At 68.6% G+C, this 24,310-nt stretch carries 24 protein-coding genes; 10 read left to right on the top strand and 14 right to left on the bottom strand.

What is annotated here, in order from left to right; genetic code table 11:
* Positions 1-70: 70 nt before the first annotated feature.
* Entirely contained in the window at positions 71-1,306 is a 1,236-nt protein-coding gene (locus AB0L70_RS16505) for an MFS transporter (protein WP_363684680.1), read from the top strand.
* On the opposite strand, the gene AB0L70_RS16500 is transcribed toward AB0L70_RS16505, so the two are convergent.
* Genes AB0L70_RS16500 through AB0L70_RS16475 form a run of 6 tightly spaced genes read right to left on the bottom strand, consistent with a single transcriptional unit; the run spans position 1,194 to position 5,705 of the window.
* Positions 1,194-1,703 carry a YkvA family protein gene (locus AB0L70_RS16500; protein ID WP_363684678.1) on the bottom strand — a complete coding sequence of 170 codons (510 nt, stop codon included), beginning with the start codon at positions 1,701-1,703 and terminating at the stop codon, positions 1,194-1,196. The two genes, AB0L70_RS16505 and AB0L70_RS16500, sit on opposite strands and share 113 nt — an antisense overlap.
* A 19-nt stretch (positions 1,704-1,722) precedes the next feature.
* Positions 1,723-2,652 carry a trypsin-like peptidase domain-containing protein gene (locus AB0L70_RS16495; RefSeq protein WP_363684676.1) on the bottom strand — a complete coding sequence of 310 codons (930 nt, stop codon included), beginning with the start codon at positions 2,650-2,652 and terminating at the stop codon, positions 1,723-1,725.
* A gap of 11 nt (positions 2,653-2,663) precedes the next feature.
* Entirely contained in the window at positions 2,664-3,602 is a 939-nt protein-coding gene (locus AB0L70_RS16490) for a VWA domain-containing protein (RefSeq protein ID WP_363684674.1), read from the bottom strand.
* Positions 3,599-4,540: a DUF58 domain-containing protein gene (locus AB0L70_RS16485; protein ID WP_363684672.1), complete on the bottom strand. Its 942-nt coding sequence runs from the start codon at positions 4,538-4,540 to the stop codon at positions 3,599-3,601. Before AB0L70_RS16485 ends, AB0L70_RS16490 begins: the two co-directional genes overlap by 4 nt.
* Positions 4,537-5,520: a MoxR family ATPase gene (locus tag AB0L70_RS16480; protein WP_363684670.1), complete on the bottom strand. Its 984-nt coding sequence runs from the start codon at positions 5,518-5,520 to the stop codon at positions 4,537-4,539. The genes AB0L70_RS16485 and AB0L70_RS16480 overlap by 4 nt, the downstream gene beginning before the upstream one ends.
* A complete protein-coding gene (locus AB0L70_RS16475) occupies positions 5,517-5,705 on the bottom strand; it encodes a hypothetical protein (RefSeq protein WP_363684668.1) in 189 nt (62 codons plus the stop codon). Before AB0L70_RS16475 ends, AB0L70_RS16480 begins: the two co-directional genes overlap by 4 nt.
* 125 nt (positions 5,706-5,830) lie before the next feature.
* Between AB0L70_RS16475 and AB0L70_RS16470 the strand changes: the two genes are divergently transcribed.
* Both AB0L70_RS16470 and AB0L70_RS16465 read left to right on the top strand, forming a co-directional pair.
* Positions 5,831-6,523: a response regulator transcription factor gene (locus tag AB0L70_RS16470; protein WP_363684666.1), complete on the top strand. Its 693-nt coding sequence runs from the start codon at positions 5,831-5,833 to the stop codon at positions 6,521-6,523.
* Positions 6,520-7,779: a HAMP domain-containing sensor histidine kinase gene (locus tag AB0L70_RS16465; protein WP_363684664.1), complete on the top strand. Its 1,260-nt coding sequence runs from the start codon at positions 6,520-6,522 to the stop codon at positions 7,777-7,779. The genes AB0L70_RS16470 and AB0L70_RS16465 overlap by 4 nt, the downstream gene beginning before the upstream one ends.
* Positions 7,780-8,055: 276 nt before the next feature.
* Here AB0L70_RS16465 and AB0L70_RS16460 read toward each other — a convergent pair whose 3' ends face one another.
* Complete coding sequence (locus AB0L70_RS16460; protein ID WP_363684662.1) at positions 8,056-8,847, bottom strand: phosphotransferase; 792 nt, start codon at positions 8,845-8,847, stop codon at positions 8,056-8,058.
* A gap of 6 nt (positions 8,848-8,853) precedes the next feature.
* Entirely contained in the window at positions 8,854-9,807 is a 954-nt protein-coding gene (locus AB0L70_RS16455; protein WP_363684660.1) for a sugar-binding domain-containing protein, read from the bottom strand.
* 137 nt (positions 9,808-9,944) lie between these two features.
* Here AB0L70_RS16455 and AB0L70_RS16450 point away from each other — a divergent pair, with 137 nt between their 5' ends.
* The 7 genes from AB0L70_RS16450 to AB0L70_RS16420 all read left to right on the top strand — a co-directional run bounded on the left by AB0L70_RS16450 (position 9,945) and on the right by AB0L70_RS16420 (position 17,513).
* Positions 9,945-11,309, top strand: a complete 1,365-nt coding sequence (locus AB0L70_RS16450; RefSeq protein WP_363684658.1) for a sugar ABC transporter substrate-binding protein — start codon at positions 9,945-9,947, stop codon at positions 11,307-11,309.
* 93 nt (positions 11,310-11,402) lie between these two features.
* Positions 11,403-12,365, top strand: a complete 963-nt coding sequence (locus tag AB0L70_RS16445; protein ID WP_363684656.1) for a sugar ABC transporter permease — start codon at positions 11,403-11,405, stop codon at positions 12,363-12,365.
* On the top strand, positions 12,362-13,204 hold the full coding sequence (locus AB0L70_RS16440) for a carbohydrate ABC transporter permease (RefSeq protein ID WP_363684654.1): 843 nt from the start codon (positions 12,362-12,364) through the stop codon (positions 13,202-13,204). Before AB0L70_RS16445 ends, AB0L70_RS16440 begins: the two co-directional genes overlap by 4 nt.
* Positions 13,201-14,682 carry a mannitol dehydrogenase family protein gene (locus AB0L70_RS16435; RefSeq protein ID WP_363684652.1) on the top strand — a complete coding sequence of 494 codons (1,482 nt, stop codon included), beginning with the start codon at positions 13,201-13,203 and terminating at the stop codon, positions 14,680-14,682. Before AB0L70_RS16440 ends, AB0L70_RS16435 begins: the two co-directional genes overlap by 4 nt.
* A gap of 9 nt (positions 14,683-14,691) precedes the next feature.
* Positions 14,692-16,155, top strand: a complete 1,464-nt coding sequence (locus tag AB0L70_RS16430) for an FGGY family carbohydrate kinase (RefSeq protein ID WP_363684650.1) — start codon at positions 14,692-14,694, stop codon at positions 16,153-16,155.
* Between the two features lie 10 nt (positions 16,156-16,165).
* Positions 16,166-16,765, top strand: coding sequence for an ATP-binding protein (locus AB0L70_RS16425; protein ID WP_363684648.1), 600 nt, complete (start codon positions 16,166-16,168; stop codon positions 16,763-16,765).
* Positions 16,766-16,850: 85 nt separating this feature from the next.
* Positions 16,851-17,513, top strand: coding sequence for a hypothetical protein (locus tag AB0L70_RS16420; protein ID WP_363684646.1), 663 nt, complete (start codon positions 16,851-16,853; stop codon positions 17,511-17,513).
* Positions 17,514-17,527: 14 nt separating this feature from the next.
* Here AB0L70_RS16420 and AB0L70_RS16415 read toward each other — a convergent pair whose 3' ends face one another.
* From AB0L70_RS16415 to AB0L70_RS16390, 6 genes are all read right to left on the bottom strand, one after another.
* Positions 17,528-18,802, bottom strand: coding sequence for a thymidine phosphorylase (locus tag AB0L70_RS16415; RefSeq protein ID WP_363684644.1), 1,275 nt, complete (start codon positions 18,800-18,802; stop codon positions 17,528-17,530).
* The gene (locus AB0L70_RS16410) at positions 18,799-19,206 is read right to left on the bottom strand and encodes a cytidine deaminase (RefSeq protein ID WP_363684642.1); all 408 of its coding nucleotides are present in this window, start codon (positions 19,204-19,206) and stop codon (positions 18,799-18,801) included. Before AB0L70_RS16410 ends, AB0L70_RS16415 begins: the two co-directional genes overlap by 4 nt.
* 4 nt (positions 19,207-19,210) lie before the next feature.
* On the bottom strand, positions 19,211-20,473 hold the full coding sequence (locus AB0L70_RS16405; RefSeq protein ID WP_363684640.1) for an ABC transporter permease: 1,263 nt from the start codon (positions 20,471-20,473) through the stop codon (positions 19,211-19,213).
* Positions 20,470-21,579: an ABC transporter permease gene (locus AB0L70_RS16400; protein WP_363684638.1), complete on the bottom strand. Its 1,110-nt coding sequence runs from the start codon at positions 21,577-21,579 to the stop codon at positions 20,470-20,472. The genes AB0L70_RS16405 and AB0L70_RS16400 overlap by 4 nt, the downstream gene beginning before the upstream one ends.
* Positions 21,579-23,078, bottom strand: a complete 1,500-nt coding sequence (locus tag AB0L70_RS16395) for an ABC transporter ATP-binding protein (RefSeq protein ID WP_363684636.1) — start codon at positions 23,076-23,078, stop codon at positions 21,579-21,581. The genes AB0L70_RS16400 and AB0L70_RS16395 overlap by 1 nt, the downstream gene beginning before the upstream one ends.
* Before the next feature lie 141 nt (positions 23,079-23,219).
* Positions 23,220-24,278: a BMP family ABC transporter substrate-binding protein gene (locus AB0L70_RS16390; RefSeq protein ID WP_363684634.1), complete on the bottom strand. Its 1,059-nt coding sequence runs from the start codon at positions 24,276-24,278 to the stop codon at positions 23,220-23,222.
* Positions 24,279-24,310: the final 32 nt, after the last annotated feature.

The raw sequence follows: 24,310 nt of genomic DNA, 5'->3' as shown, positions 1-24,310 counted from the left end.
CCGCTGCTTTCAGGTCGCTTTCAATCCCGGCTGACAGCGATCTGTAAGAAGGTCGACCTAGCTTCCGTCCATGGACCAGCGGCCGACTGTTCGGGACGTCGTGGGCGTGGCCGAGTTCCGGGCACTGTGGATCGCCCACGCGCAGTCGCGCCTCGGCGATCAGCTCGCCCGCGTCGCGATCGCGATCCTCGTGTTCGACCGGACCAGTTCCGCGCTGCTGACAGCGGCGACGTACGCGTTGTCGCTGCTGCCGCCGTTGGTGAGTGCGCCGCTGCTGACCGGGCTGGCGGATCGGTTCCCGCGGCGGCGGGTGATGGTGACGACGGAGCTCACCCGGGCCGGGTTGGTGGCGGTGATGGCGATTCCCGGCGTACCGCTCGTCGTACTGGCGGTGCTGGTGGTGGCTGTGGTGAGTCTGCAGCCGCTGTACAGCGCGGCGCGGAACGCGATTCTGCCCAACGTGCTGGAAGGCGACCGGTACGTCGTCGGGGTCGGGCTCGCCGGGGCTACCGACAGTGTTGTGCAGGTGGTCGGGTTCGCGGTCGGTGGAGTGTTGGTGACTCTGACCGGGTCGCACGTCGCGATGGGGATCAATGCGGTGACGTTCCTGGTGTCGGCGACGCTGGTGCGGGTCGGCGTGGGGTTACATCGGCCGACGGGTGGAGCGCCGCGGACGGTTGGTCGGTCGGTGACCGCTGGGGTGCGGGTGATCTGGGGCGATCGACGGCTGCGGGCGCTGCTGGGATTGCTGTATTTGTACGGGTTCTATGTGGCGCCGGAGGGCCTTGCGACCGCGTACGCCGCTGAGACGGGCACCGGGGATGCGGCGGTCGGGCTGTTGATGGCGGCCGATCCGGTGGGGGCGATGCTGGGTTCGCTATTGCTGACTCGATGGCTGCCGGTTGCGTGGCGGGAACGGTCTTTGGGGCCGCTCGCGGTGGTGTCCGCGGTGCCGTTGGCGGTCAGTGCGGTGTATCCGTCGGTGCCGGGGGCGATTGCACTATGGACGCTGGTCGGCGTGCTGTCGTCGTACACGATGCTGGTGCACGCGATGTTCGTGCGGTTGGTGCCGGATGCTCAGCGCGGGCAGGTGGTCGGGCTGGCGTCAGCGGGGTTGCAGGCCTCGCAGGGGCTCGGGGTCGCTGTTGCCGGGGTGCTGGCCGAGCTGAGTTCGCCCGCGCGGGCCGTTGGGGTCATGGGCGTGGCCGGCGGGCTCCTCGCGGTCCTTGCGGGTCGGTCGTGGTCCCGGGCAGTTGGTCGCGCTCGCGGCGGAGGTACAGGCCTGCGGCGGTCGAGACGCTGGTGAGCAGCCAGACCGCTACGCCTGCGTCGTCAGTGACTCCGATGACGGGGAGGAGGTCCGGGAGGATGTCGATGGGTGAGATCAGGTAGACCAGCGCGACCAGCCACAAGGTGATGCGGCTCTTCGGGAGGTCGCCGTACGTGCCCTGGCGGGTCTCTCGCAGGAGCCTGGGCAGCGCCTGGGCGCGCTCGAGCACGTTCCCGACCGGGACGGGCTCGCCACGGGCGATCTTGCGCCGACGGACCACTCGCCGCCGGACCACGCCCAGCGCACCGATCCCGACCCCGAGCACCAGCAGTCCGGCGCCGACGACCCACGCCGGCAACCCGATCACGTCCCCGTCCCGAAGGACGAGCGTCAGTAGCCCGATCAGTCCGAGCAGCCCACCGAAGTACACCATCCACCAACTGTAGGGGTCTTCAGTCCAATAAGTTCTTCACGATCGTGGTCATCCGGTCCACCGGGATCGCGAAGCCGATGCCGATGTTGCCTGAGCGGGAGTTGCCGAGGGTGGCGATGGCGGTGTTGACGCCGACGACCTGACCGGCGGCGTTCACCAGCGGCCCGCCGGAATTGCCGGGGTTGATGGCGGCATCGGTCTGGATCGCGGACTGCCTGGTGTTGTTGTCGCCGAAGCGGGCCTGGCGGTCGACGGCACTGACGATGCCCGCCGTCACCGTCCCTTCCAGTCCGAGCGGTGAACCGACGGCCAGGACCGGGTCGCCGACGCGCAACTGTGCGGACCGGCCGAGCGTGAGCGCGCGCAGGCCCTCGGCATCGGCACTCGAGACCTGGAGTACGGCGAGGTCGTTGTCCGGATCGGAACCGACGACATCCGCGTCGACAGTACGTCCGTTCGACAGGACCAGGGATACATCACTCGCTCCTTCGACGACATGCGCGTTGGTGACCACGTGTCCCTGCTGGTCCACCGCGAACCCTGACCCAGTGGCCCGACCCGCCCGAACCGAAACAACCCCCGGCAGAACACTCGCCGCCGCAGCGGAGATCGACCCCTCGGCGGCCGCCGGCGGGGCGGCCGCTTGAGGCAGCTCGACCGGCCTGTCTGCGCCGGAGTCGAGCGATCCGGTCACCGCACCGGCGACCCCGCCCGCGGCGAGGGAGAGCGCGAGGGAGCCGAGCAGGAAGCCACGGCGGCCGAGCCTCCCCGGCTGCTTCGGCTGGACCGCCGTCGTCGGTTGCGTCGGAGGGGCGTCCGTCACCCCGGCCCGAGGTGCCGCCGCCGGAGAGGGGGGAGCCGAGGCGGAGGCCGGGGTGACGGAGTTCGAGGGTGGCGGACCGGGGAGGTAGTCCGGGCCGCGGAACGGGTGACCTAGGTGTGGAGGCATGAACGGCTCCTTCACGGGAGGCGTGAGAACCAGAGGAGGGAGGCCAGGGCGGCGAGAAGTGCCGCGGCCAGGGCGATCCCGGCGACCAGGTTGGTGATCTCGCGGGATTCGGTGGTCCAGCCGATCGACGACTGGAGATCGGAGTAGACAGTGCGCAGCTGCTCGTCGCTCTCGGCGGAGTAGAAGGTCCCCTTGGTCGCGTCGGCGAGCCCCTGAAGCGCCTCGCCGTCAGCGGGCACCGGGATCGTCCGCCCGTCCAGGTCGACCGTGCCCTCAGGCGTCCCGTACGCGATCGTCGACACCGGCACCCCGGCCGACGACGCAGCCTGCGCCGCCTCGTCGATCGGTGAACCGGCCGTGTTCCCACCATCGGACAGCAACACGATCCGGCTGGGCGGTGGATCGTCCGGGTCGATGGTCCGGATCGCCTGCAGGCTCGTCAGTACGGCGTCCCCGATCGCGGTGCTGTCGTTCAGTTCCAGCCCGTTGATCGCATCCACCGTCGCCTGATGATTCGTACTCGGCGCCGCGACCACGGTCGCCGTCCGGGCAAACGACACGAGCCCGACGTTGAACTTCGCCGGCAGGTCCTGCACGAACTCCACCGCCGCCTGCTTGGCCACCTCGAACCGGTTCGGCGCCACATCGGTCGCCGCCATCGAGTTCGACACATCCATCGCCACCAGCACGGTCGCCCGCTCCCGCGGCACGCGTACGTCGGCAACCGGTCGCGCGATCGCGATCGTCAACACCGTCAACGCGGCAAGGAAAGCCACCGCCGGCGCGTGCCGACGCCAACCCGGCCGCACCGGCGCGACCTTCTCCAACATCGGCAGCGTCGCAAAACGTACGGCGTACTTGGTCCGGCGGCGCTGTGCGACCAGGTACGCCGCGACCAGGACGGCCACCAGCACCAGCAGCCAGAGCCACAGTGGTTGCTCGAATCTCATCGGATACCGGTCCTCCCGGTTGGGTGCCGCCGGGTCCCGGCCCGTCGGCGGGCGGTGGCGAAGGCGGCGACGTCACGAACCCAGTCGGAGTCGGTGCGCAGAACGAGGTGCGCGGCACCGGCGGTCCGGATCGCCTGGGTTGTCTGTTCACGGTGCGCTGTCATCGCCTCGGCGTACCGGCGACGCAGCTTGCGGCTGGCGGTCTGCACCTCGCGCCGCCGGCCGGTCTCCGGATCGACGAGCGTGAGCAGGCCGACCTCGGGTAGTTCGAGTTCGCGCGGGTCCAGCACCTCGACCGCCAGCACCTCGTGTCGCGCGGCCAGCCGGCGGAGCGGATCTGCCCAGCCGTCCTCATGGAAGTCGGACACGACCACCCGCAGCCCCGGCCGGGGATGCTCACGATTCAATCGGGTGATCGCCAGGCCCAGGTCGGTCCGCGGCCACTCACCGGGCGTTGCCCTAGGCAACGACAGCAAGGTCCGCAACGACCGCCGGAGCTGCACGGCACCACCGGCGGCCGGGAGCCGGCGGACCTCGTTGCCGAGAGCAACGCGTACGCCGAGCCGGTTGCCGGGACGATCGGCCAGCAGACCGATCGCCCCGACCACGGCGATGGCGAGGTCACGCTTCTCGCTGAGCGCGGTCCCGAAATCCATACTCGCGGACGCGTCGAGCAGCGCCCAGGTCTCCAGCTCCCGCTCGGCCAACGGCGAACGGACGTGCGGCTCCAGCGATCGTGCGGTGACGTTCCAGTCCATCCGGCGTACGTCGTCCTGTCCCGCCTGATACGGCCTCGCCTCGTTGGGCTCGCTGCCGGGACCGCTGCGCAGACCGGTGATCTCGCCGTGCAGGAACCCTTCCAGCTTGCGCTTCACCGACAACTCCAGCGCCCGCAACGCCCGCTCCCGCCCGGCCAATAAATCAGGTCCCGTTGTCATGCCGCTGAACCCTCGGCATCAGCAGGGACCACGTGCGGCTGCTCGATCGTGTGCAGGATCCGCGCGATCACCGATCGCGGGTCGACGCCATCGGCCAGCGCATCGAAGGTCAGCACCAGCCGGTGCGCCATCACGTCGAGGGCAACGTCGTACACATCGGCCGGCAGCACATAGTCGCGCCCGCGCAGCAACGCCAACGCCCGCCCGGCCGCGACCAGACCCAGCGTGGCCCGAGGACTCGCCCCGAACTCCAGTACGCCGGCCAGATCATCGATCCCGTACTGCCGCGGCTCCCGGGTCGCATGCACCAGGCGTACGACGTACTCCGCCACGGCATTGTGGACGAACACGTCATCCGTTGCCTCTTGCAACTGAACGACCTGCTCCGGTGTGAGTACGGCGCCGGCGTGCGGCCGGTGCGCGCTCATCCGGTGCAGGATCGTCAATTCCTCCAGCGGCGTCGGGTAGTCGACCGTGATCTTCAGCAGGAACCGGTCTCGCTGAGCTTCGGGCAGGGCGTAGACACCGTCGGACTCGATCGGGTTCTGCGTCGCGAGGACCAGGAACGGGTCGGGCAGCTTGTAGCTGGTGCCGCCGATGCTGACCTGCTGCTCAGCCATTGCCTCGAGCAACGCCGATTGCACCTTGGCCGGTGCGCGGTTGATCTCGTCCGCGAGTACCAGGTTGGCGAAGACCGGGCCGAGTTCGGTGTCGAAGCCCTCGGTGGACGGCCGCCAGATCCGGGTACCCATGATGTCGCCGGGAACCAGGTCGGGGGTGAACTGCAGCCGGGCGAACCGGCCGCCGATCACCTCCGCGAGGGTTCGCACCGCGAGCGTCTTCGCGACACCCGGCACGCCCTCCAGCAGACAGTGGCCGCGGGCAAGCAATCCGACCAGCATCCGCTCGACCAGCTGGTCCTGGCCGACCACCACCTTCTTCACCTCGAACAACGCATGTTCGAGAGCGGCTGTGGTCATGCGTTCCCGCCTGGATTCTCGGCGCTCTTCTCCGGACAGTCCGGGGTCGGTGTGGTCGCCCCGTCATCCACGGTCACGTAGCCCTGCTCGGGTGTCGGGTCGTCCGACGCGGCATAGGCAACGCCGCCCGCACCGAGCGCCGCCACCACAATCGCCCCACCGAGCACCAATCGCCTGACATTCATGGCATCTCCTTCTCGTCGATGGGTCCTCACCTCATCAACTGGGTGCGAAAACGACCGGAAAGCGGAGCGAAAGTCCGGCGAAAGAGCAGGGCGGCCGACGTCGTTCGTCCCGCTACCTTGGTTGCGTGCGACTACTGGTGGTGGAGGACGAGGAAGGCCTGGTCAGTGCGCTGCGCTCCGGACTCGGCCGGGCCGGGTACGCCGTCGACGCGGCGACGACCGGCGCCGAGGCGATGGAGAAGCTCGCGACCACGGCGTACGACCTGGCGATCCTGGACATCACGCTGCCGGACACCAACGGTCTCGACCTGTGTCGTGCGGTCCGGCGCGGGGAGATCGAGGTGGCGTCGGGACGGGAACTGCGGGTACTGATGCTGACCGCGCGCGCCTCGCTGGCCGACCGGGTCCGCGGGCTCGACGAGGGCGCCGACGACTACCTGACCAAACCGTTCGCGCTGGTCGAGCTGCTGGCCCGGATCCGCGCGCTGCTCCGCCGAGATGTCACCAACGGCACCACCCAGTTGCACGTCGGCGATCTCGTCCTCGACTCGTCGCGTCACCTCGCCACCCGCGACGGCCGCGAACTCCCGCTGACGTTGAAAGAATTCGGCGTACTGCGCTATTTGATGTCACGACCCGGACACGTCGTCTCGGCCGAGGAACTCCTCGAGCACGTCTGGGACGAGAACGCGGATCCCTTCACGCAAAGCGTCCGGGTGACCGTCGGAACGCTGCGCCGCAAGCTCACCCAGGACGGCGAGGAACCCGTCCTGGAGACCGTGATCGGCCGGGGCTATCGACTCAGAGGTGACACGTGAAGCTCAAGCGCCCGCCGTGGACCCAGACCATCCGGTTCCGCCTCACGCTGACGTATTCCGCCGTACTGATCGTGCTCTCGGCGCTGCTGCTCGGCGGGGTGTACCTCGCGCTCTCGCAGATCCTGGATGCCAAGCCGCTCAACCAGATCGAGGTCCAGAAGTACTACAAGGACCACGAAGGCGTCCTGCATCTCAAGGACGGCCAGGTGATCCAGGCCGCGGAGATCTCCAGCCTGCAGTCCGCGGTGAACTACCAGACCCTGGAGAGCCTGCGGAACTACTCGGCCGCCGGGATGGCCGGTCTGTTCCTGGTGAGCCTCGGGACCGGCTGGTGGTTGTCCGGCCGAGCCCTCCGGCCGGTACGGCGGATCACCGCAACCGCTCAGGAGATCTCGGCGACCGACCTGTCCCGCCGGATCGCGTTGGACGGACCGCGGGACGAGTTGAAGACTCTGGCCGACACGGTCGACGACATGCTCGGCCGGCTCGAGTCGGCATTCGTTTCGCAACGCCAGCTGGTCGATGACGCGTCGCACGAGCTGCGCAACCCGCTCGCGGTGATCCAGGCGAACGTCGACGCCGTACTGGCGCATGACGACACCCCACCCGAGGATCGCGCGCAGGCCACCGCGATCGTGAGCCGCGCGATCCAACGCATGACGCGCCTGGTCGAGGACCTGCTCGCCTCGGCCCGGCGGTCGTCGCCGGCCTTCGTCGATGCGGATGTGGATCTCGCCGCGATCGCGGGCGAAGCGGCCGAGGAGTACGAACTCCTCACGGCCGATCGCGAACTACACGTCGTACGCCGGCTCTCCCCCGGACCGACCGCGGCCGGGGATGCGTCCGCGCTCCGGCGCGCGGTCGACAACCTGCTCTCCAACGCGGTCCGGCTGGCCCGTGGCGGCAGCGAACTCGTCCTCGCCGTCGGTAGTCGCAACGGCTGGGCCTGGATCGCGGTTCGCGACGAGGGTCCGGGGATCGCCGCCGACGACGCCGACCGTGTCTTCGACCGCTTCTTCCGCGCCGGCGAGCGTCAATCCCCCGCAACCGTCCCGTCCACCGGCCAGCGCCGGGCCGGCCTAGGTCTCGCGATCGTCCGCCAGATCGCCGAGTCCCACGGCGGCACCGTCAGCCTCCACTCCGAGCTGGGCGTCGGCAGCACCTTCATCATCTGGCTCCCCGAACGCTCCCTCACCAACACCACCCGCCGAACCCCAACCCCACCCGAACAAGACCCCCTCGGCCCCCGCCTCTAATCCACGAGCCGCGGCAGGCCACCCCCATCGAGCCCCCGCCACCACCCACCGCCGGTCTGGGGAGGGTTTGCCCCCGGGCGGGAATGGTGCAGTTGGACAGGAGGTGTCTGGTGGTCGAGCCGGTTTCGTCCCGCATCCAGGCGGGAAGCCGCGGGCAGTAGGTCTATACGTCCTGTCGATCTGCACCCCTACCCACCCGCCCAGCGCCGGCCGTGTTCCTGCCGCACTTCGTCCGGCGGCTGGAGGAGTCCTACTACGGCGGCGTCGCTGAGCGGGTCAGGGAAGGAGAGCCTGACGGAGGGTTTGGGCTTCGTCTTTGAACCATTGGTTGGTTCGGTCGGTGAGTTCGGATTCGCCGGTGGTCCAGCGTTGGTGGAACCAGGGGTGGCCGGTTTCGGCGCCGCGGCGGACGTAGTCCATGCACCAGACGTGGTTCTCGGCGGCCGCGTCGACCAGGCGGAGCCGGTCGGACTCGGTCATCCCGTAGGCGTCCGCGAATCGGCGCAGCCGCGTCAGCGTGCGACCTCGTCGTACGTCGGCAATATCGGCATCGGGACGCAGTGGGGCCCACAGGCGGACCGCCGTGGCGATGTCCCACAGCGGCGAACCCGGGCCGGCCAGGTCGAAGTCGATCAGCGCGACCGCGACCCCGTCCCGGAAGACCACGTTGTCAAGGTTCGGATCGTTGTGGCTGATCAACCCGGTCACGTACGCCGACGGCACCGGCTCGGCCCACTCCAAACCGACGGGCCGGAAGTCCGCCACCGCCTCGTGGTACGAACGCAGCAGCCGGGCAACGCTGTCCAGCGCCTCGTCCGTCATCGACCAGGCCGGGTACGGCGCGGTCACGGTCTCGCCGCGGAGATACGACAACACCTCGCGGCCCTGCGGATCGATCCCCAGCAACGTCGGCGCACCGGTGAACCCGACCCGGTCCAAATGCTCGAGCAGCGCATGCGTAGCCGCGCTACTGGCGCGCAGCGGCCGTCGGACGGTATCGCCGACCCGCACGACCAACCCACGGTTCGCGGTACCGCCGAGCAGCAACGTCTCCACCTCAGAGGGCATCGCCGGTCAGTGTGTCTCTTCCAGCAGGGCCTTCGCCAGGGGTGCGTGCGTAACGATCCCGTTGACCAGCCCGCCGCGGACCGCCGAGCGAACCGCTTCGACCTTCGCCAGCCCGTACGGAATCGCGATCACCTCGTCGATCTTGTCCATCTGCTCGGCGCTGATCGCGATCACCCGATCGGTCACCCGGCTCTGCACCGGCCGGCCGGCCGCGTCCACGAAAACCCCGGAGATGTCTGCGACCACCCCGCGCCGGTCCAGCTGATCACAGGCCTTCTCGTCCATCGCGTCGTACAGCGTGGACTGCCCGGCAGCCCACGATCCGAGCCCGACCACGGCCTTGGTGACCGAGTCGAAGTGGCTGATCGCCTCCGCCACCTCCGGCTGCTGCCGCAACGCGCGAGCGGTGGCCGCATCGGGTACGACGAGCGGCGCGTAGAAGAGGAACGCCGGTCCACCCGACAACCGAGCCGTGTGCCGGACGAGCTCGACCGAGTTGGCCTCGACATCCGGGCGGGTGAGCGCACCCGTGAGCTGGACAACGGGGACGGGCGCCAGCGTGGTCAGCTGCTCGGTCATCGCGGTGACCGCGCGGGCCCACGCGAGGCCGAGAACGTCCTCGGCCGTGACGATCTCCGAGAGCAGGTCCGCGGCCGCCTTGCCCAGCTGGGTCCGCAGTGCGGCCTCGTCCTCCTCCGGGGTGTCGACCACGATTGCCCGGCGCAGACCGAGCGACTCCTGCAATCGCGCGGACAGGTCGAGGTCGATGGCCCCCGGATGACTGATCTCGATCCGCACCAATCCACTACTGCGCGCCTGGTCGAGCAACCGCGCGACTTTGAACCGGCTGAGCTGGAACTCGTCGGCGATCTCCACCTTGGACCGGCCGTCGACGTAGTACCGCCGGGCAATGGATGCCGTCAGCACCAACTGTGCCGGTCCGCCCGCCATGGGCTCCATCGTGCCTCCCCGCTCATATGAGCATGACTCCGCACTAGTGTTGCACAGACCCTTGACAGGTCAAGGGGCTTCCCGGTTCACTCATGCTGTGAGCAGAGGCATGCTCAAATGAGCGGACCACCAGCGAGGGAGCAACCGTGCTGAGTAGGCGCAAACGGATCGGAGCGGTCGGGGTCGCACTGCTGCTGAGTGCGGTGACCGGCTGTGCGGGCTGGGGAGGCGGTGCGGGCGGCGGTGGCGCCGACAGCATCAACGTGCTGATGGTGAACAACCCACAGATGGTCGACCTGCAGAAACTCACCGCGGACAACTTCACCAAAGAAACCGGCATCCACGTGAACTTCACCGTGCTGCCGGAGAACGACGTCCGGGACAAGATCAGCCAGGAGTTCTCCAGCCAGGCCGGTCAGTACGACGTTGCGACCGTGAGCAACTTCGAGATCCCGATCTATGCCAAGAGCAAGTGGATCGCCCCGCTGTCGGACTACATCGACAAGGACTCGTCGTTCGACCAGGACGACATCCTCAAGCCGATGACGCAGTCGATGTCATCGGACGACGGCAAGATCTACGGCGAACCGTTCTACGGCGAGTCGTCGTTCCTGATGTACCGCAAGGACATCCTGGCCGCCAAGGGCCTCACGATGCCGGCCAAGCCGACCTGGCAGGAGGTTGCGGACATCGCGGCCAAGGTCGACAACGCACAGCCCGGGATGCGCGGCATCTGCCTGCGCGGCCAGCCCGGCTGGGGCCAGATCTTCGCGCCGCTCACGACCGTCGTGAACACCTTCGGCGGCACCTGGTTCAACCAGGACTGGCAGGCCCAGGTGAACGCGCCCGAGTTCACCGAGGCGACCAAGTTCTACGTCGACCTGGTCCGCGCGCACGGCGAGGCCGGCGCACCGCAGGCCGGCTTCACCGAGTGCCTGAACAACACCATCCAGAGCAACGTCGCGATGTGGTACGACGCCACCTCCGCGGCCGGATCGCTCGAGGCACCGAACTCGCCGGTCAAGGGCAAGATGGGCTACGCCCCCGCACCCGTGGTCAAGACCGACAGCGCCGGCTGGCTGTACGCCTGGGCCTGGGGTATCCAGGAAGCCTCGAAGAAGAAGGACAACGCCTGGAAGTTCATCTCCTGGGCGTCCGGCAAGGACTACGAGAAGCTCGTCGGCCAGAAGGTCGGCTGGTCCAACGTCCCGGCCGGCAAGCGGGCGTCGACGTACGAGATCCCGGAGTACGTCAAGGAGGCCTCGGCCTTCGCCGAGCCGACCAAGCAGGCGATCGAGAACGCGGACCCGAAGAACCCGGGCACCCAGCCGCGGCCGGCGATCGGGATCCAGTTCGTCGACATCCCGGAGTTCCCGGATCTCGGCACCCAGGTCAGTCAGGACGTGAGCTCGGCGATCGCCGGGCGGATGAGTGTCGATGAGGCACTGAAACGCGGGCAGGAGCTCGCCGACGACGTCGCCGAGCGCTATCGCTCGCGACAGGCGAAGTGAGGGGAGCGGTTACATGAACGAGCGAAGCGAGTTCATCATCAAGCGCAGTTGTCCTCGATGCTCATCGGCGCCCGGAGCGAAGCGAGGACGCCGATGAGCATCGACGCCAAGACCGATACCGATACCAAGCCGGGTCGTCACAGCGCGCCCCCTGGCTCCGAGGGCACGATGATGCGCCGGGCCGGCGACTGGGCCCGCCGCGCACCCCTGCTGCCCGCGCTGGTCTTCATGGTCATCGTGACGCAGTTGCCGTTCGTGGTCACGATCATCGTCTCGTTCATGGACTGGAACGCGTACTACCCGGACGAGCGCGGGTTCGCCGGGGTCGACAACTTCCGCCGGGTGCTGACCGACGCGAACACCCGGCACGCGATCTGGATCACGATCCTGCTGACCGCGGGCGTCGTCCTGATCAGCCTGGTGCTCGGGCTGCTGATCGCACTGCTGCTCGACCGGAAGTTCCGTGGCCGCGGTGCAGTCCGGACGATGATGATCACGCCGTTCCTCATCGTCCCGGTGGCGGCGGCCCTGTTGTGGAAGCACGCGCTGTACAACCCGACGTACGGCTTGTTCAACGGGGTGCTGAAGTGGATCTTCGGTGACAACGCGCCACAGCCAGACTGGATCAGCAACCAGCCGTTGTGGTCGATCATCTTCGCGCTGGTCTGGCAGTGGACGCCGTTCATGATGCTGATCCTGCTGGCCGGCCTGCAGAGCCGTCCGCTCGACGTGATCGAGGCGGCCGGGATCGACGGCGCGAACCAGTGGGAGATCTTCCGGTACATGACGCTGCCACATCTGCGTCAGTACCTGGAGCTGTCCGCGCTGCTCGGGTCGATCTACGTCGTACAGAACTTCGACGCGGTCTTCACGATCACGTCGGGTGGCCTCGGTACGGCGAACCTGCCGTACACGATCTACCAGACCTTCTACACCGCCCACGACTACGGCCGGGCCTCTGCGGCCGGCGTGATCGTGGTGATCGGCACGATCGCGATCGCGACGTTCGCACTCCGGTCGGTGTCCACGCTGTTCCGAGAGGAGACGGGCCGATGAGTGGGCAGGTCACGATGGTGACGGGTCGGAAGAACCGTGGTGGTGCGGTGCTGTCCGTGGTGGCCTGGGTGGTCGGGCTGCTGTTCGTACTGCCGGTGATCTGGATGCTGCTGACCTCGTTCCACACCGAGGAGGACGCGGCGAAGAACCCGCCGGACATCGCGGCACCGCTGACGCTCGACGGCTACCGGTCGTTCTTCGACACCGGACCCTGGCCGTCGATCGCGAACTCGCTGACCGCGAGCATCCTGTCCACCGCGCTGGTCATCCTGCTCGCGTTCCCGGCGGCGTACGCGCTGTCGATCCGGCCGGTGCGGAAGTGGACCGACGTGCTGTTCTTCTTCTTGTCCACCAAGATGCTGCCGGTGGTGGCCGGCCTGCTGCCGATCTACCTGTTCGCCCAGTCGATCGGGTTCCTCGACAACATCTGGCTGCTGATCATCCTGTACACCTCGATGAACCTGCCGATCGCGGTCTGGATGCTGCGCAGCTTCCTGTCCGAGGTACCGGTCGAGATCCTCGAGGCGGCGTCGGTCGACGGGGCGAACCTGCCGCGCACCCTCCGCTCGGTGGTGGCACCCATCGTCACACCGGGTATCGCTTCGGCCGCGCTGATCTGCTTCATCTTCAGCTGGAACGAGCTGCTGTTTGCCCGAGTGCTGACCGGCACAGTGGCGCAAACGGCGCCGGTGTTCTTGACTGGGTTCGTGACCAGCCAAGGATTGTTCCTCGCCAAGGTCTGTGCCGCGTCGCTCGTAGTGTCGCTGCCGGTACTGATCGCCGGATTCGCCGCACAGGACAAGCTCGTCCAGGGTCTGTCGCTGGGGGCGGTCAAGTGAGATTGACCGCTGCCGCACTGGATGCCCTGGGCAAGGACGTCGGAGTGCCGTCGTACGACCGTACGGCGGTACGCCCCGGGATCGTGCACTTCGGGGTCGGTGGGTTCCACCGGGCCCACCAGGCGATGTACCTGGACCAGTTGATGAGCGAGGGCAAGGCGCTCGACTGGGGCATCGTCGGCGTCGGCGTCCTGCCCCACGACCGGAAGATGTACGACGTCCTGTCCGCGCAGGACCACCTGTACACGCTGGTGCTCAAGTACCCGGACGGGACGCTCGAGCCGCGGGTGATCGGGTCGATCGTCGACTACCTGTTCGCACCGGACGACCCGTCCGCCGTCCTGGACCGGCTGGTCGACCCGGCCACCCGGATCGTCTCGCTGACGATCACCGAGGGCGGCTACCACGTGAACCAGGTGACCGGGGAGCTGGACACCTCCGACCCGGCGCTCGCGGCCGACCTGGAGCCGGACGCGACGCCGGGGAGCGCGTTCGGGTTCATCGTCGAGGCGCTGGCCCGGCGGCGGGCGGCCGGCGTACCGCCGTTCACAGTGATGTCGTGCGACAACATCCCGGGCAACGGGCACGTCGCGAAGAAGATGCTGGAGTCCTTCGCGCGGTTGAAGGACCCGTCGCTGGCGGACTGGATCGATGAGGCTGTCAGGTTCCCGAACTGCATGGTCGACCGGATCACGCCGGTGACCACGGATACCGACCGGGAGGCCCTGTCCGAGCGGTTCGGGATCGAGGACGGCTGGCCGGTGGTGTGCGAGCCGTTCACGCAGTGGGTGCTGGAGGACGACTTCGGCGGTATCAGGCCGCCGTACGAGGATGTCGGCGTACAGATCGTGGGTGACGTCGAGCCGTACGAGTTGATGAAGCTGCGGCTGCTCAACGCCAGTCATCAGGCGCTGTGCTACCTCGGTTATCTGGCCGGGTACCGGTACGCGCACGAGGTGTGCCAGGACAAGCTGTTCATCGACTTCCTGCTCGGTTACATGGACAACGAAGGGACGCCGACGCTGCCGCCGGTGCCCGGGGTCGACCTCGATCGCTACAAGCACCAGCTGATCGAGCGGTTCGCGAACCCGGAGGTCCGGGACACCCTCGCGCGGCTGTGCGCGGAGAGCTCCGACCGGATCCCGAAGTGGCTACTGCCGGTGGTCCGCGAGCAGCTCGAGGCCGGGCGCGAGATCTCCCGGTCCGTCCTCGTCGTCGCCTCCTGGGCCCGGTACGCGGAATCCGTCGACGAGCAGGGTGATCCGATCGAGGTCGTCGACCGGCTCCGCGACAAGCTGGTCGAACGGGCGCAGCACAACACCGACGATCCGCTCGTGTTCATCTCCGACCCGGACCTCTTCGGCGACCTCGCGTCGAACGAGCAGTTCGTCACGCCGTACAAGGCAGCCCTCAAGTCACTCCACGAGATCGGCGCCCGCGCAACGCTCGAAGCGCGGGATCACCAGACACGGCCTTAATGTGGGCCTATGACTGAGCAGAGGTTGGTCGCCGGGGTGGACTGTTCGACCCAGGCGACCAAGGTGGTCGTGTGCGATGCCGGGACCGGAGCGGTTCTGCGGGAAGGGCGCGCACCACACCCGGACGGGACCCAGGTCGATCCGGCCGAGTGGTGGAAGGCGTGGGAGATCGCGTCCGACGGCCTGCTCGACGGGGTCGAGGCGATCTCGGTCGGCGGTCAGCAGCACGGCATGGTCTTGCTCGACGAGGCCGGCGAGGTCGTCCACCCGGCCGTGTTGTGGAACGACACGAGCTCGGCGGACGCGACGGTCGAGCTCGTTTCGGAGCTCGGCGGTCCGAGCGCGTGGGCGGAGGCGGTCGGTTCGGTCCCGGTGCCGTCCTTCACCGTCACCAAGCTGCGCTGGGTCCGCGACGCGGATGCAACCGCTGCCGGTGATGCGCCCCGGCGCGAGGCGCTCGACCGGGCGGCGGCTGTGGTGCTGCCGCACGACTGGATGACGCATCGGCTCGCGGCCGATCGACACGGCATCGACGGGATCACCACCGACCGCGGTGATGCATCCGGCACCGGTTGGTGGTCACCCGCGAGCAACAGCTACCGGCCCGACCTGGTCGAGCTCGCCTTCGGGCGGCGGCTCAAGCTCCCCCGCGTCGCCGGCCCGGCCGAGATCGTCGGGCACACCGCAGCCGGCGCCGCTCTGGCCGCCGGCACCGGCGACAACGCGGCCGCCGCACTCGGCCTGAACCTGCAGCCCGGCGACGTCGCCGTCTCGCTAGGCACCAGCGGTACGGCGTTCGCCCGGTCCACGCACCCGACCGCCGACCCGAGCGGCCTGGTCGCCGGATTCGCGGACGCCACCGGCGAATACCTGCCGCTCGTCTGCACCCTCAACGCCGCCCGCGTCCTGTCCGCGACCGCGGGCCTGCTCGGCCTCGACCTCGACGCCTTCAACGACGCCGCACTCGCCGCGCCGGGCAGCGACGGCCTGGTCCTGCTCCCCTACCTGGACGGTGAGCGCACTCCCGACCTCCCGCACTCGACCGGCCTGATCTACGGCTTCACCCGCGCGACCGCGCAGCCCGCGATCATGGCCCGCGCCGCCGTCGAGGGCCTGCTCTGCGGCCTCGCCGACGCCGTCGACGCCCTCCGCGCCCAAGACCTCCCGGTCCACCGCATCCTCTTGCTGGGCGGAGCCGCCCGCTCCCGCGCCGTACAAGCCCTGGCCCCGGCCCTCCTGGGCGCGGAGGTCATCCTCCCGGAGCCCGCCGAGTACGTCGCCCTGGGCGCCGCTCGCCAGGCCGCCTGGGCCCTCTCGGGTGCCGACGCCCCACCCACCTGGCAGGTCCCAGTCAGCAAGCCCGAGCCGTCCGCCATGACGGAGGCCGAGGCCGCCAAGGTCCGCTCGCTCTACGAGCAGGTCCTGAAGAGCACCCAGCCCCTCCTCTCGACCCCCTACAACCGCCAGGTGTGAGAATGCTGCGGTGAGTGCGCGGGTGGTGTTGCTGGCGGGGCCTTCGGGGGCGGGGAAGTCCCGACTGGCCGAACTGGTAGGGCTGCCGGTAGTCCGGCTGGACGACTTCTATCGCGACGGCGACGACGAGGCGATGCCACGGTCCCCGCTCGGGATCGTGGACTGGGACGATCCCCGGTCCTGGGACGCCGACCGCGCCGTCGCAGCCCTCGAGCAGCTGTGTACGACGGGATCCGCCGAGCTCCCGATCTACGACATCGCCGCCGACGGCACCGTCGGTCACCGGCCCGTCACCACCGCGGGCTCACCACTCATCGTTGCCGAGGGCATCTTCGCCGACCAGATCACCGGCGCACTCCGCGACCGCGGCCTGCTCGCCGTCGCGATCTGCGTCCGCCATCACCGGCTGGTGACGTTCGTACGGCGCTTCCAGCGGGATCTCCGCGAACACCGCAAACCCCCACTGACGCTGCTCCGGCGCGGCCTGCTGCTGCTCCGCGACGACCCGCAGGTGGTCCGCCGTTGCGTCGCGGCCGGCTGCGAACCCCTGCATCCCAAGGCCGCCCGGCGCCGGATCGAGATCCTTGTCACGCAGGCGACCTCGCAGTAGTTAGTTTGGTGTTAACTTTCGTCTGATGGCATCTCTGCGGAGCCATCATGGCCTCGGGGGCGAGTATCGGGACGGGAGTTGGACCGTGAGGCGGACTGCGCCGGCCGTTGCCGCTGTAGTGAGCGCGCTGCTGCTGGGGGTGACCGGCTGCGGCAATGATTCCGGCGCCGGGGTGAGCAGCCTGCAGACACCCGCTCCGAAGAACCCGGCGCCCGCAGCCCCGTCCGACAAGGGCAAGCAGAGCACCCTGGCCGGCCTGGCCGTGCTCCCCCGCGGCTACCTCGCCGACACGCGTAACGGCACCGGCCCGTTCACCGCGACTTCCTACCTGACCAGCTGGTCCGCCGATCCCGCCACCGACCGGGCCCTGCTGCTGAACGCGAGTTTCGTCGAGGGTTACCGCGCGACCCGGATCAGCCCGGACAAGAAGAAGCGCTTCACCCTGCAGCTGTTCAAGGCCGGCTCGGTCGCCAAGGCGAAGGCCTTACAGCAGGGCTTCTGGAACCAGGACACCCACGAGCGCTCGTTCGACGTACCGGACGCTCTCAGCGACGCCAGCGTCCAGTACGACGGCGGCGCCGGTCAGTCCGTCGCGGTCGCCGAGGTCAGCATCGTCGTCGGCGCGCTGGTGGCCGAGATCAGCGTCCAGGAGAACGGCGCCCTCGGCAGCAACCTGAAGCCGGACACGCCTCTGCTCACCACCCTGGCCAAGGAGCAGCGCGTCCGCCTCAGCGCCCGGTCGAGCTGAGCGTCGAGCTGAGCTCAGCCGACGCGGTCGATCACCAGCGGCCCGGCTTCGTACGACGCCGAGACCTCGACGGCGTCCGTCAGCGACTCCAGCGCCCGCTCGATCCGGCTCGCGTCGTCAGTGTGCAGGGTGAGCAACGGCGTACCCGCCTCGATCCGGTCGCCGGGCTTGGCGTGCAGCTCGACACCAGCGACGGCTGACACCGGGTCCTCCTTACGCGCACGACCGGCACCCAGCCGCCAGGCCGCGACGCCGACCGCGAGTGCGTCCAGCTTCGACAGGACACCCGAGGCAGGAGCGGGTACGACGTGCCGCTCCGGAGCAACCGGGAGTTCGGCGGCGGGGTCCCCGCCCTGCGCCGAGATCATCCTGCGCCAGGCGTCCATCGCCGTACCGTCGCGAAGCTTCTCGGCCGGATCGACATCGGTGACACCGGCCGCGGCGAGCATCTCGGCGGCCAGGGCAACGGTCAGCTCGATCACATCCGCCGGACCACCGCCGGCCAGCACCTCGACCGACTCGCGGACCTCCAGCGCGTTGCCGGCGGTCAGGCCGAGCGGGACGGACATGTCGGTGATCAGGGCAACGGTCTTCACGCCGGCATCCGTGCCCAGGGCAACCATGGTCTCGGCGAGCTCGCGCGCGTCGGCCAGGTCCTTCATGAACGCGCCGGAGCCGACCTTCACGTCCAGCACCAGCGCACCGGTGCCCTCGGCAATCTTCTTGCTCATGATCGAGCTGGCGATCAGCGGGATCGCCTCGACCGTTCCGGTCACGTCCCGGAGCGCATAGAGCTTCTTGTCGGCCGGCGCGAGCCCGTCACCGGCCGCGCAGATCACCGCACCGACCTCGTCCAGCTGCCGCATCAGTTCGTCGTTCGAGAGGGCTGCCCGCCAGCCGGGGATCGACTCCAGCTTGTCCAGCGTGCCGCCGGTGTGACCGAGCCCGCGCCCGGACAACTGCGGTACGGCGACGCCGCAAGCGGCCACGACCGGGGCCAAGGGCAACGTGATCTTGTCGCCGACCCCACCGGTCGAGTGCTTGTCCGCGGTCGGCCGGGACAGCTTGCCGAAGTCCATCCGCTCGCCGGACGCGATCATCGCCGCGGTCCAGCGGGCGATCTCGCGCCGGTTCATCCCGTTCAGCAGGATCGCCATCGCCAGCGCCGACATCTGCTCGTCCGCGACGTCGCCCTTGGTGTAGGCGTCGATCACCCAGTCGATCTGGCCGTCGCTCAACTCACCCCGGTCCCGCTTGGTCCGGATCACGTCGACGGCGTCGAAACTCACTTCTCCTCCAGGAACTCGGGCCCGAACGCTTCGGGCAACAGCTCACGCAGCGGCCGCGAGCCGGTCGTTGTCTCAAGCAACAGGTCGGGACCGCCGTGCTCGTGCAACAGCTGACGGCAGCGACCGCACGGGGTGAGCAACTCCCCATGGCCGTTCACACAGGTGAACGCGACCAGCCGTCCGCCACCGGTGTTCAGCAGCTCCGACACCAGCCCGCACTCCGCACACAACGACAGCCCGTACGACGCGTTCTCCACATTGCACCCGGTCACAACCCGGCCGTCGTCGACGATCGCGGCCGCACCGACCGGGAAGTGCGAGTACGGCGCGTACGCCCGTCGCATGGCCTCGACAGCGGCCGACCGGAGCGCCGGCCAGTCGACCGTCGTTGCGTCCCCCGGCACGGCCCTAACCCGCCTGACCGCGTCGATATCTCAGTCCGTCAGCCGCCGGCATCCGCAGCCGCTGGGCGGCCAGCCCGAGCACCAGGATGGTCGTCACGTACGGCGTCATCCGGGTGAAGTCGGCCGGCACCTCGTCGGTCGTGAAGAACCAGACCGCGAAGCCCACGGCGAGCACGAGCGAGGTAGCGGCGGCGATCTTCAGTCCACGGCGGAACTGCAGCACGGCCACACCCAGCAGGATGATCGCGACCAGGATCAGCAACGCATGCACGGCCTCGCCACCGGCCCGGAGCTGGAGCGCGTCGGTGTAGCCGAACAGCACCGATCCGATCACCAAACCGGCCGGACGCCAGTTGCCGAAGATCATCGCGGCCAGGCCGATGTACCCACGACCGCCGGTCTGACCGTTCTGGTAGATCCCGGACGACACCAGCGCGATGAACGCGCCACCGGCGCCGGCGATCGCACCCGAGGTCAGGACGGCGATGAACTTGTACCGGTAGACGTTGATGCCCAGGGTCTCGGCCGCCGTCGGGCTCTCGCCGCAGGACCTGAGCCGGAGGCCGAACGCCGTACGCCACAGCAGCAGTGCGCTGCCGACGATCAGCACGATCGCCAGGATCGTCATGGCCGACAACTCGGTCGTGACCGCGGCGGCGATCGAGGCGAGATCGGAGACGACGAACCAGTGCTTGGCCTGCAGGGTGTCCATCGCGTCCGCGATTCCGGGGATCGTGATCGACAGTGGGGCGTCGAGTGGCGGGGACTGGGTCGGGCCACCGCCGCGGAGGCCGGAGAACCAGGTGTCCGCGAGGAAGGCGGCGGCGCCGAGCGCGATGATGTTGATCGCGACGCCCGAGACGATGTGGTCGACCCCGAACGTCACCGTCGCCAGTGCGTGCAGTGCCGCGCCGATCATCCCGAAGATCATCGCGCCGACGATGCCGGCCCACGGCCCGTACCAATAGCCGAAGTAACCGGCGCCGATGGTGCCCAGGATCATCATGCCTTCGAGGCCGATGTTGACCACGCCGGCCCGCTCCGACCACAGACCCGCCAGCGCCGCGAGGGCGATCGGGACCGAGGCGTTCACGGCCTCGCGCAGGGTGCCGGCCGAGTCGACCTCGTGGGCACCGGTCAGCACGCGGACCGCGGAGATGAGGACCAGGCCGACGATCAGCCAGACCCAGATGCTGATCTTCCGCCGAGGCACGAGTGCCTCGGCCGGCGCTCCGGCGGGCCGGAGTTCTTCGGGAGCCATCGTCATCGGGTCGCCTCCGGGGTCGCCGCGGCCGGGGCCGGCGTACTGAGTTCTACTGCGACCTGCCGTTGCTCCAGCGCGGTCCGGTACCGGCGTACCACCTCGTAGGCGATGACGACGGCGAGCACGATGACGCCCTGGGTGATGGCGACGATGTCCGGTGAGACCTGCGCCTTGATCTCGAGCAGGTTGCTCTGCTCGGTCAGGTAGGAGAACAGCAGCGCGCCGAACGCGATGCCGACCGGGTTGTTGCGGCCGAGCAGCGCGACCGCGATGCCGGCGAAGCCGATACCGCCCTGGAACGTGGTGCCGTAACTGTGCGAGTTGCCGAACAGCAGCGGCAGCCCGATCAGGCCGGCCACCGCACCCGAGATCATCATCGAGGTGACGACCATCCGGCGTACGTCGATGCCGCTGGCAACTGCCGCGCTCGCCGACGTGCCGGTGGCGCGCAGCTCGAAGCCGAACTTGGACCGGTTCAGCAGAACGCTGTACGCGATCCCGCCGACGACCGCCAGCAGGGACAGGCCGAGCAGCTGGTTCGGTGCCCCCGGCAACAACGGGATCCCGGACACCCAGCTGTCCTTCGGGAGCTCCTTGGTGGACAGGTTGCTACCCGTCGACACCCCGACTTTTCGGAGCAGGTACGCCGTGAGCGAGCCGGCGATCGCGTTGAGCATGATCGTCGAGATCACCTCGCTGACGCCGCGGGTGACCTTCAGGACGCCGGCGATCGAGGCCCATACCGCGCCGACCACCATCGCCAGGACGATGGAGACGACCACGTTGATCGGACCGGGCAGCCAGCCCTGGGCCGCGAAGACCGCGGCGGTGAAGACCGCCATCTGGTACTGGCCCTCGACGCCGATGTTGAACAGGTTCATCCGGAACCCGATCGCGGCCGCCAGGCCGGACAGGTACAGGATCGACGCGTTGTTCAGGATGTTGATGACGTTGCGGTCGGCCGGCGCGGTGAAGATCGTGCTGAGGAAGCCCGAGACCGAACTGCCGGCGAGCAGCAGGATCACGCAGGTGATCAGCAGGGCGGCGATGATGGCGAGCACCGGCGCCGCCAGTGCCAGGCCGATCCGCCGCAGGTCGAGCTTGGCCATCACTCCTCTTCTCCGGCACCGGTCATCGCGGAGCCGAGCTGCTCTGGGGTCACCGTGTCAGGGTCGAACTCGCCGACCAGCTTGCCGCGCAGGATCACCTGGATCTGGTCCGACAGGCCGATCAGCTCGTCCAGGTCGGCGGAGATCAGCAGCACCGCCAGGCCGCGCCGTCGCGCCTCGCGGATGTGGTCCCAGATCGCGGCCTGGGCACCGACGTCCACGCCGCGGGTGGGGTGCGACGCGATCAGCAGGACCGGGTCGCCGCTCATCTCCCGGCCGACGATGAACTTCTGCTGGTTACCGCCGGACAGGGCCCGGGCGGTGGTGTCGATCGACGGCGTACGGACGTCGTACTGATCGACGATGCGCTGGCTGTCCTTGCGGGCGCCGGCCTTGTTGATCCAGGGCCCGCGCACACTCGGCGGCCGGTCCTGGTGACCGAGGATCCGGTTCTCCCAGAGCGGGAAGTCCAGCAGCAGGCCGTGCCGGTGCCGGTCCTCGGGGATGTAGCCGATCCCCGCGCCGCGACGGGTCGCGGTGGACCACTCGGTGATGTCCTCGGCGCCGAGCAGGATCCGTCCGGACGTCGCCGGCCGCATCCCCATCACCACCTCGACCAGCTCGGTCTGACCGTTGCCCTCGACCCCGGCGATCCCGAGCACCTCGCCGCGGCGGATGCGCAGCGATACGTCGTCGAGAAGGGCGCGCGAGCCCGGACCGGCCAAGGTCACGTCCTCGACCGTCAACTGGACGTCCTCGGTGACGGTCGACTCTTCCGTGCTGGGTGACGGCAGCTCGGATCCGACCATCAGCTCGGCCAGTTGGCGAGCGGTGACGGAATCGGGCTGCACGGCCGCGACAGTGGTACCTCGACGCATCACCGTGATGTCGTCGGCGACCGCGAGTACCTCGTCGAGCTTGTGCGAGATGAACAGCAGCGTGTAGCCGCGCGCCTTGAGCTGGCGCAGGTTGCCGAACAGGGACTCGACCTCCTGCGGCACCAGGACCGCGGTGGGTTCGTCCAGGATGATGATCTTCGCGCCGCGGTACAGGACCTTCAGGATCTCGATCCGTTGCCGCTGGCCCACACCGAGGTCCTCGACCAGGTCGTCGGGTGACAGACCGAAGCCGTAGGCGTCGGAGAGTTCCTTGATCTTGGCCCGGGCGCGGTCACCGATGCCGAACAGCTTCTCGGCGCCGAGGACGACGTTCTCCACGACGGTGAGGTTGTCGGCGAGCATGAAGTGCTGGAACACCATGCCCACGCCCTGCTTGATGGCGTCGGCCGGCGAGCTCAGCACGACCTCGTCGCCGTTGATCTCGATCGAGCCCTCGTCGGGCTTCTGCACGCCGTACAGGATCTTCATCAGGGTCGACTTGCCGGCGCCGTTCTCACCGACCAGCGCGTGCACGGTGCCGGTCCGGACGTCGATCTCGACGTCGTGGTTGGCCACCACACCAGGGAAACTCTTGCCGATTCCCCGCAGCCGGACGGCCATCGTCTGAGTCGTGGTGTCGGTGTTGGTGTCGATGTCACACGCTCCAGATCTGCTGCGGCGACCCCGTTGTCACCGCGACGAGCCGCGGGCCCGGGCCAGAACGCTACCGCGTCACCAGCCCGAGCCCGAGGGTTTCAGTCGTCAGAGTTTCGACGGCGCCTTGAGCTCACCTGAGATCAACTTCGCCTTGTACTCCTCGATCTTCGGCGCGATGTCGTCGACGAAGCCACCGCTGGTGGCGTAGCCGACACCGTCCCGCTTGATGTCGTACAGGTCGTAGCCGGCCTTGGCGCTGCCGTCCTTGACCGCCTTGACGAAGTCGAAGACCGCGACGTCGACCTTCTTCAGCGACGACGTCAGGATGTGCTTCTGCTGCTCCGGGGTCGCGGTCTGGTACTGGTCGGAGTCGACCCCGATCGCCCAGGTGCCGTCCGGCTTGGTCGCGACCGTGTCGAACAGACCACCACCCGACAGTCCGGAGGCGTGGAAGACGATGTCGTCACCGCCGTCGTACAGCGCGGTGGCGGCGGTCTTGGCGCCGGCCGGGTTCGCGAACGCCTTCTCGTCGCCCTTGTCGGACAGCCACTTCATGTCGACCTTGATGCTCGGGTCGACCGCGGCCACACCGGCCTTGTAGCCGGCCGCGAACGGATCGATGATCGGGCCACGGGCACCGCCGATGAAGCCGACCTTCTTGCTCTTGGTCTTCAGGCCGGCGGCGACACCGACCAGGAACGAGCCCTGCTCGACCGAGAACACCAGGTTGGTGATGTTCGCGCCCTCGGAGAATCCGTCCACGACGGCGAACTTGACGTTCGGGTACTCCTTGGCGACCTTGTTGACCTCTTCGGTGTAGACGAAGCCCACGCCGACGATCGGGTTGAACCCAGCCTCGGCCAGGGTCCGCAGCCGCTCTTCCTTCGCGGAGTCGGGCTCCTGCGCGGCAGCCTCGGACTCCTCACAGGTGGCGTCGAGCTCGTCGACGGCCTTCTTCACGCCCGCCGCGGCGAGGTCGTTGAAGGAGTGGTCGCCGCGACCGCCGATGTCGTAGGCCAGGCCGATCTTCGGGCCCTTCCCCGACTTGTCGGCGCACAGCTCGTCACTTGCGGCGGCACCACCTGGTTGTTCCTTCTTCGCGCAGCCCGCCACCATCAGCACCACAGTGACGGCCAGAGCCGCCAACTTGGTCGTGTGCCGCAAGATGCCCCTCCTAGATATTTGCCCGCCCCGTG

Source organism: Kribbella sp. NPDC051952 (assembly GCF_040680855.1).
Taxonomy (GTDB): Bacteria; Actinomycetota; Actinomycetes; order Propionibacteriales; family Kribbellaceae; genus Kribbella.
The sequence above is the reverse complement of the archived record's forward strand: the minus strand, read 5'-3'. Positions and strand labels throughout refer to the sequence as shown.

What these genes read in the sequence shown, in the direction of transcription:
- AB0L70_RS16505 (WP_363684680.1), top strand. Translation starts at nt 71, where the DNA reads ATGGACCAGCGGCCGACTGTTCGGGACGTCGTGGGCGTGGCCGAGTTC.
- AB0L70_RS16500 (WP_363684678.1), bottom strand. Translation starts at nt 1,703, where the DNA reads ATGGTGTACTTCGGTGGGCTGCTCGGACTGATCGGGCTACTGACGCTC.
- AB0L70_RS16495 (WP_363684676.1), bottom strand. Translation starts at nt 2,652, where the DNA reads ATGCCTCCACACCTAGGTCACCCGTTCCGCGGCCCGGACTACCTCCCC.
- AB0L70_RS16490 (WP_363684674.1), bottom strand. Translation starts at nt 3,602, where the DNA reads ATGAGATTCGAGCAACCACTGTGGCTCTGGCTGCTGGTGCTGGTGGCC.
- AB0L70_RS16485 (WP_363684672.1), bottom strand. Translation starts at nt 4,540, where the DNA reads ATGACAACGGGACCTGATTTATTGGCCGGGCGGGAGCGGGCGTTGCGG.
- AB0L70_RS16480 (WP_363684670.1), bottom strand. Translation starts at nt 5,520, where the DNA reads ATGACCACAGCCGCTCTCGAACATGCGTTGTTCGAGGTGAAGAAGGTG.
- AB0L70_RS16475 (WP_363684668.1), bottom strand. Translation starts at nt 5,705, where the DNA reads ATGAATGTCAGGCGATTGGTGCTCGGTGGGGCGATTGTGGTGGCGGCG.
- AB0L70_RS16460 (WP_363684662.1), bottom strand. Translation starts at nt 8,847, where the DNA reads ATGCCCTCTGAGGTGGAGACGTTGCTGCTCGGCGGTACCGCGAACCGT.
- AB0L70_RS16455 (WP_363684660.1), bottom strand. Translation starts at nt 9,807, where the DNA reads ATGGAGCCCATGGCGGGCGGACCGGCACAGTTGGTGCTGACGGCATCC.
- AB0L70_RS16445 (WP_363684656.1), top strand. Translation starts at nt 11,403, where the DNA reads ATGAGCATCGACGCCAAGACCGATACCGATACCAAGCCGGGTCGTCAC.
- AB0L70_RS16440 (WP_363684654.1), top strand. Translation starts at nt 12,362, where the DNA reads ATGAGTGGGCAGGTCACGATGGTGACGGGTCGGAAGAACCGTGGTGGT.
- AB0L70_RS16430 (WP_363684650.1), top strand. Translation starts at nt 14,692, where the DNA reads ATGACTGAGCAGAGGTTGGTCGCCGGGGTGGACTGTTCGACCCAGGCG.
- AB0L70_RS16405 (WP_363684640.1), bottom strand. Translation starts at nt 20,473, where the DNA reads ATGACGATGGCTCCCGAAGAACTCCGGCCCGCCGGAGCGCCGGCCGAG.
- AB0L70_RS16400 (WP_363684638.1), bottom strand. Translation starts at nt 21,579, where the DNA reads ATGGCCAAGCTCGACCTGCGGCGGATCGGCCTGGCACTGGCGGCGCCG.
- AB0L70_RS16395 (WP_363684636.1), bottom strand. Translation starts at nt 23,078, where the DNA reads ATGGCCGTCCGGCTGCGGGGAATCGGCAAGAGTTTCCCTGGTGTGGTG.